At 62.9% G+C, this 6,484-nt stretch carries 5 protein-coding genes and 1 pseudogene; 3 read left to right on the forward strand and 3 right to left on the reverse strand.

Annotated features, from left to right (window positions below):
* Positions 1-10 precede the first annotated feature (10 nt).
* The gene (hpaC, locus tag HX817_RS10260) at positions 11-523 is read left to right on the forward strand and encodes a 4-hydroxyphenylacetate 3-monooxygenase, reductase component (protein ID WP_003212611.1); all 513 of its coding nucleotides are present in this window, start codon (positions 11-13) and stop codon (positions 521-523) included.
* 130 nt (positions 524-653) lie between these two features.
* On the opposite strand, the gene HX817_RS31585 is transcribed toward hpaC, so the two are convergent.
* From HX817_RS31585 to HX817_RS10270, 3 genes and pseudogenes are all read right to left on the reverse strand, one after another.
* Complete coding sequence (locus HX817_RS31585) at positions 654-1,484, reverse strand: methyl-accepting chemotaxis protein (RefSeq protein ID WP_371317771.1); 831 nt, start codon at positions 1,482-1,484, stop codon at positions 654-656.
* Positions 1,485-1,508: 24 nt separating this feature from the next.
* Positions 1,509-2,795: pseudogene (locus HX817_RS31590) on the reverse strand (HAMP domain-containing protein); the annotation flags it as partial.
* Positions 2,796-2,848: 53 nt separating this feature from the next.
* Positions 2,849-4,171, reverse strand: a complete 1,323-nt coding sequence (locus HX817_RS10270) for a hypothetical protein (protein ID WP_177040189.1) — start codon at positions 4,169-4,171, stop codon at positions 2,849-2,851.
* Between the two features lie 226 nt (positions 4,172-4,397).
* On the opposite strand from HX817_RS10270, the gene HX817_RS10275 reads away from it, so the two are divergent.
* Together HX817_RS10275 and HX817_RS10280 are read left to right on the forward strand one after the other, a co-directional pair.
* Positions 4,398-4,787, forward strand: coding sequence for a cytochrome c family protein (locus HX817_RS10275; RefSeq protein ID WP_003212617.1), 390 nt, complete (start codon positions 4,398-4,400; stop codon positions 4,785-4,787).
* A 13-nt stretch (positions 4,788-4,800) separates the two neighbouring features.
* Positions 4,801-6,291: an aldehyde dehydrogenase family protein gene (locus tag HX817_RS10280; RefSeq protein WP_008431084.1), complete on the forward strand. Its 1,491-nt coding sequence runs from the start codon at positions 4,801-4,803 to the stop codon at positions 6,289-6,291.
* Positions 6,292-6,484 lie beyond the last annotated feature (193 nt).

Genomic DNA, 6,484 nt, shown 5'->3' on the forward strand with positions numbered 1-6,484 from the left:
GGGCACCGACATGGCCGACCTGAGCCAGCAGCAAATCGACTTTCGCAACGCCATGGCGCAACTGCCGGCCGCGGTGAACATCATCACCACCAACGGGCCGGGCGGGCGTTGCGGGATCACGGCGAGTGCGGTGTGCTCGGTGACGGATTCGCCCCCCACGGTGTTGGTGTGCGTGAACCGCGGGAGTGCGACCCATGATGTGTTCCGTACCAATGGGCAGCTGTGCGTGAACGTGCTGTGCGGGGAGCAGGAAGAGCTGGCGCGGCACTTTGCCGGGATGACCCAGGTGCCCATGGCGGAGCGGTTTGCCTGGGACCTGTGGGACGGAGGCGAGGCGGGGGTACCGGTGCTGCGGGATGCGCTGGTGCAACTGGAAGGGCGTATCAGTGAGTGCAAGGAGGTAGGGTCGCATTCGGTGATGTTCGTGGAGTTGTCGCGGGTTGGGGTGCGGGGGCAGGGCGACAGCCTGGTGTACTTCAACCGGCTGTTTCACCGGATTGAGCATGCTGGCGCCCATTGCTGAAGGTTCAGGAGATCAAATGTGGGAGCGGGCTTGCTCGCGAAGGCGGTGTATCAGAAACCTATTCAGTGGCTGACACTCTGTCTTCGCGAGCAAGCCCGCTCCCACATGGGGCCTGCGGGGCAGTTGTTGGTCAGATGCGAAAGCTGCCCACCAGCTGATTCAAGCGTTCCGCTTCACGCTCAAGCTCGGTACAGGCTTGCAGCGTCGACTGCAGGTTTTCCACCCCGGCCTGGTTCAGCATATTGATCTCGGTAATGTCCACATTCAGCGCTTCCACCACCGACGTCTGTTCCTCGGTCGCCGCCGCCACCGACTGGTTGACGTTATCAATCTCGCCAATCCTCTGCGTCACACTGGCCAGCCGCGTACCCGCCAGGTTGGCGATGCTCACGCTTTCCTCGCTGTGCTGCTGGCTCTCGGTCATGGTGCTGACGGATTCCCGTGCGCCCACCTGCAACTCTTCGATCATCTGCTGAATCTCCAGCGCCGACTCCTGGGTGCGATAGGCCAGGCTGCGCACCTCATCGGCCACCACCGCAAACCCGCGCCCGGCCTCACCGGCCCGGGCCGCTTCAATGGCGGCGTTCAGTGCCAGCAGATTGGTCTGCTGGGAGATGCCCTTGATCACCTCCAGGATTTGCCCGATGTTCACCGTCTTGTGATTCAGCGCATCGATGTGCACGCACGAGGCGCTGATCTTGCCCGACAGTTCATTCATCACGGCAATCGTGCGCTCCACCACCTGGCGCCCGTCCTCAGTCTGTTGCCGGGCGCCGGAGGCTTGCTGCGACGCATCGGAGGCATTACGGGCGATTTCCTGGGCGGCGGCGCCCAGTTCGTTGATCGCCGCCGCGACACTGTTGGTGCGGGTCGCCTGTTCATCGAAGTTGTTCAGCGAGGAATTCGAGGCCAGCAGCACCCGCTTGACCACCTGGTTGACCCCGAGCCCCGCTGAAGACACTTCGCGGATCGACTGGTGGATACGTTCGACAAAACGGTTGAAGGCGCTGGCCAACTGGCCGATCTCGTCCCGGGATTGCACCTCCAGCCGCCGCGTCAGGTCGCCTTCGCCACGGGAAATGTCCTCCATCACCCGGGTCAGGGTTTGCAGCGGCCGGGTGATGCGCAGCGCGGCGTACCAGATCAACAGCAGGCCGAGCAGGGCCGAGCCGCCACCCAGCAGCAGTTCCAGGGCGGTGCTTTTCACCCCTTGGGCATCGAGTTGCTGTTGCAGCGCAGTGACCGGCGCCAGCAGCACCGACTGCGGCACACCCACCAGAACGCCCCACGGTGCGGCACCGGCAATCGGTGCCAGCGGTTCGAGTAGCTTGATTTGCTGTTGATCGACAAAGGTTTGCGGTTGCCCCTGGCGCAACGCGTCCAGTACCTGGGCGCCATCGTGCATGACTTCGCTGATCGGCTGCCCGAGGCGGCTGGCGTCCTCGCTGTAGGCGGAAATCACGCCTTTGGGGCTGACGATGCTGACTTGTCCGTGGCCATCGAACAGTTGCCCGGCGCTGGTTTGGCTGGCCTGTTGCAAGGCCGCCAGGTTGATGTCCAGGCCAATCACCGCGATCACCTTGCCGTGCTCCATCAGCGGGAACGCAATGCTGGTCACCAGCTTGCGGCTGCCGGAAGCCTCGTCGAAATACGGCTCCAGCACACAGGCCCTGGCGGTGTCGCGGGCGCAGGTGTAGAAGGCGTTGTACGGCGCGCCGCTGGGGCCGGGCGAGGTATTGGCCAGCAGCGCTTCGTCGCCGACTACCGCTGTCAGTTCACCCGGGGTGGCCTGCACCCAGTATTGGGCGAAGCGCCCGGCCTCGTTGCTGCCGACGGCGGCCTGGTCGACGAAGTGGGCATCGTCACCGTCCAGGGCATTGGCTTCGAAAATGACGTAAATCCCGAGCAGGTCGGGCTTGTCGACCAGGGCCTGGCGCAGCTGGGTATTCAGCTCCTGGCGCAACTCTGGGCGGGTCAGTTTGCCCTGTTGTTGCAGTTGCCGCAGGTACAGCACATAACGCGACAAGCCCTGGCCGTATTCATGGGTTTGCATGAAGGTGCGTTGCACCTGCATGGCCTGAACTTGCCCCAGGGCCTGCATGTGTTCCTTGGCGGCGGCAGCGAGCATGTCGCTGCTGGCCTGGGCCACGTGCTGGCTGCTCTGGTGGGTCTGGTACAGCGACAGGCTCATCAGCAGGCCGACCACCAATAACAGGCAGAGGCCGGCGAGCAGGGCGATCTTGCTCTGGATCGTGAGGAATTTGTTGTGCATTGCGAAGGCCTTGGCCAGGCGGGGCGATGGCGGCGCCACCGCCCCGGCCGGGCTTAGAAGTTAGTGGCGAACACCACTTGGCTGTAGAGGTTTTTATCGTGGTTGCCCAGCTGCGTGCCGCCTTGCTCGGCGCTCTTGTCCGGCTGGTACAGGCCGATCAGCGGCATCACCGTCAGATGGTCGTTGACGTGCCATTCGGCATACAGGTCCAGCTCGTGGCCGTCGCTGTTGCCGAGGTTGCGGTCGATGGTCTTGAAGTCGAACAACACCGCGCCGACGTTGAGGTTCTGCAGGGGCGAAACCTTGAACGTGACGTTCTGGATGCGTGAGTTGTTGTTGAACGGCCCGGCGTAGTTACCCGCCACTTCACCCTGGAACCAGGTGCCGTAGCCACGGCTGAAACCGTAGAACAGCGGGTCGAAGCCTTCCGAGAAGCGGCTGTAGCGGTAGCTCACATACGGCGTCCAGGTCACGTCGGAGAAGGTCCAGCCAGCTTCCAGGTACCAGGCGTCTTCGTTGCCGGTGTGGGGCTTGTCCTGCCAGGCGTATTCGCCGGACAGGAACAGGTTGGTCACCCCGGCATTGCCCGTGGCCCGCAGGCTGTAGGTCTTCATGCCATCGCGTTCCAGCTGCGTGGGGGAGGCGTACTGCTTGTCGACGTCGGTGGTGTCGATGTACGTCAGCCCCACGGTGCCTTCGGCGGCCACGTGTTCGAGGGTGGCGACGTACATCTCGGTCTTGGCCTGGGCACGGTTATCGGACTTGAGCCACATCAGGTCGCTGCGCCAGCCGTCCTTGCCGCCCAGGCGCAACACGGCGGTTTCGTCGAAGGCCTTGCGGGCGGCGATGTAGTAGCCGCCGCCGCGATTGAGGTCGCCATCGGCCACGCCCTTGCCGAAGTTCAGCGCGTCGCCGTCAATCAGGAAACCGTCGCCGACCACGATGTTCTGGCGGCCGAAGGACAGGTCCACGCCATTCTCGCCCATGGCCTCAAACAACTTGCCCGAGCGCCAGCCGAGGTAGGCGTCTTCGAATTGGGTAGTGCGCTCCGAACCGTCGCTGAAACCTGCGGCATCGCCGTCGCCCCAGGTGCCGGAACTCAGCAGGTTGGCCGCACCGTAGGTGGTGCCGGCGCCGCTGAAATTTTTGTCGAAGCTCAGGCCGTACTTCACGTAGCCCTCGCGCCAGGACGAGGAGCCCTTGGCCAGGCGGCCGGATTGACTGTAGTTCTGCTGGCTGTGGAAGGCACCGAATACCGCTTCCAGCGTGGCGTTCAGATGACTGCTGTCATCGGCGTACAGCTCATAAGCGCCGGCCGGGTTGGCACCGATCATCAGCGCGAGGGTCGAGAGACGAAGCAAGGGGGACTTGAGCATGGTGTGGCATCCATTCTTGTTCATGACCACAGGGTTGGGGTCTGCCGCGATACTAATGCTGGCGAAGTGACGTGCCTTTTGTCTGGTTGCCAAAGACTTGACTGTGCTTGCCAGAATCCACGGTTTGGCAGCCCGGCCAATACGACTGGCACGCAGGGCAAAACCCGAGCGACCTTGAGCCCTGACAATCGTCGGCAACTTCGATGATTTCCAAGGTCGTTTTTCTATGTTCACTGCACACAGATTTTCCCTGGCCGGCCTGCTGTCGCTGGTCCTGGCCCACAGCGCATTCGCCGCTGAATGCAGCCCTGATCAGAGCCGTGGCGCCCAGGTTTTCGCCAACGAATGCAGCGTGTGCCATGCGGTGGCGAAGGGCGGCGCGACAATGATGGGGCCAAACCTGGCAGGCGTTTACGGACGTAAATCCGGCTCCCTGGCGGGCTTCAGCTACTCCCAGGCGATGCGTGACAAAAACGTCGAGTGGCAAGCCGAGACCATCGCGCAATTCATCACCCAACCCCAGGCGTTTGTGCCCGGCACCTACATGCCCTACATGGGCCTGGCTTCGGCCGACGATCGCCAAGCGGTCGCCTGCTTTCTCAAAGAACAACATTGAATACAGGTGAATCATGAGCAACGTTGAAATCCTGCCGCAGGTGGCTGCATTCCTGGACCGTCGTCATGGCTGCTTTATCGATGGCCAATGGGTATTTGCCGAGGGCGAACACATCAAGGTGATCAACCCGGCCACCGGGCAAACCCTGTGCGAAACCCTCGACGCGCCGCTGCACGTGGTGGAGCAGGCGGTGCAGTCGTCCCATGCGGCGTTCAAGTCCCGCGTGTGGTCGGGATTGCGCCCGGCCGACCGTGAGCGGATTTTGCTGAACTTCACCGCATTGGTTGAGGCCCATGCCGAGGAGCTGGCGCAGCTGGAAACCCTGAGCCAGGGCAAGTCGATCAACCTGGCGCGGGGGCTGGATCTGAACGCCACGGTGGAGTTCATGCGCTACATGTCGGGCTGGGCGACCAAGATCGAAGGGCAGACCTTTGACGTGTCCATCCCTTTGCCGCCGGGGGCCAGGTTCACTGCGTTCACCAAACGCGAGCCGGTGGGCGTGGTGGTGGGCATCGTGCCGTGGAATTTCCCGCTGCTGATTGCGGCCTGGAAATTGATGCCGGCGCTGGCGACCGGGTGCACGGTGATCATCAAGCCGGCGATGGAAACGCCGCTTACCGCGATGCGCCTGGCGGAGCTGGCGCTGGAGGCGGGGATTCCGGCGGGGGTGTTCAACGTGGTGACCGGCGGCGGGGCCTCGGTGGGGGGCGTTCTGACTGCTCATCCGTTGGTGAGCAAGGTGTCGTTTACCGGTTCGACTGCGGTGGGCAAGAGCGTGGGGGTGGCGTGCATGGAGAACATGACGCGGTTTGCCCTGGAGTTGGGGGGCAAGAATCCGATGATCGTGTTGGCGGATGCGGATATTGATAAGGCGATCCAGGGGGCGATCCTGGGTGGGTTGCTGAACAACGGACAGGTGTGTGCGGCGGCTTCGCGCTTTTATGTGCATCGTTCGGTGTATGACCGGTTTGTCGAGGGGTTGGCGGCGGCGGTGTCGGCGATGCCGTTGGGGGCGGGGATGGATGGTGAGGCGGCGATTAATCCGTTGGTGTCGCGCAAGCAGCAGCAAGGGGTACTGCGCCATATCGAGCAGGCCCGGGCTGAAGGGGCGCGGGTGGTGATCGGTGGGGATGAGGTTGCGGGTGAGGGGTTTTATGTGCGGCCGACGATTTTGGCGGATATCGATCATGGGATGGCGGTGGCCCGGGAGGAGGTGTTTGGGCCGGTGTTGGGGGTGATGGCGTTTGATGATGAGGATGCGGTGATTGAGTTGGCCAATGACAATCGGTATGGGTTGGCGGCCAGTCTTTGGACCAATGATCTGGGTAAGGCGATGAACCTGGTGCCGCGGATCGAGGCGGGGACGGTTTGGGTGAATGCGCATGTGTTGCTGGACCCGGCGATGCCGTTTGGCGGGGTGAAGCAATCGGGGATGGGGCGGGAGTTTGGGCGGGCGGTGATTGAGGCTTATACCGAGCTGAAGTCGGTGTGTATTGCGCATTGATTGAGGGCATATCCGTTATTTAGGTCATGGCTGCTTATGGTTTCGCTCTTACAGCGAGTCACTTTGCGGCAAAGTAACCAAAGCGCTCTGCCCCGCCTGTCGGCGCCTCGCCTAGGCTCGGTGTTCCCTCACTCCGGCATTACTCCGCGGGCCGCCGCGACGGGCCATCCATGGCCCGGCGCGGCTAAACCGG

It is taken from the genome of Pseudomonas sp. C6002, assembly GCF_013385805.1.
Taxonomy (GTDB): domain Bacteria; phylum Pseudomonadota; class Gammaproteobacteria; order Pseudomonadales; family Pseudomonadaceae; genus Aquipseudomonas.

What these genes read in the sequence shown, in the direction of transcription:
- HX817_RS10270 (WP_177040189.1), bottom strand. Translation starts at nt 4,171, where the DNA reads ATGCTCAAGTCCCCCTTGCTTCGTCTCTCGACCCTCGCGCTGATGATC.
- HX817_RS10275 (WP_003212617.1), top strand. Translation starts at nt 4,398, where the DNA reads ATGTTCACTGCACACAGATTTTCCCTGGCCGGCCTGCTGTCGCTGGTC.
- hpaC (WP_003212611.1), top strand. Translation starts at nt 11, where the DNA reads ATGGCCGACCTGAGCCAGCAGCAAATCGACTTTCGCAACGCCATGGCG.
- HX817_RS10280 (WP_008431084.1), top strand. Translation starts at nt 4,801, where the DNA reads ATGAGCAACGTTGAAATCCTGCCGCAGGTGGCTGCATTCCTGGACCGT.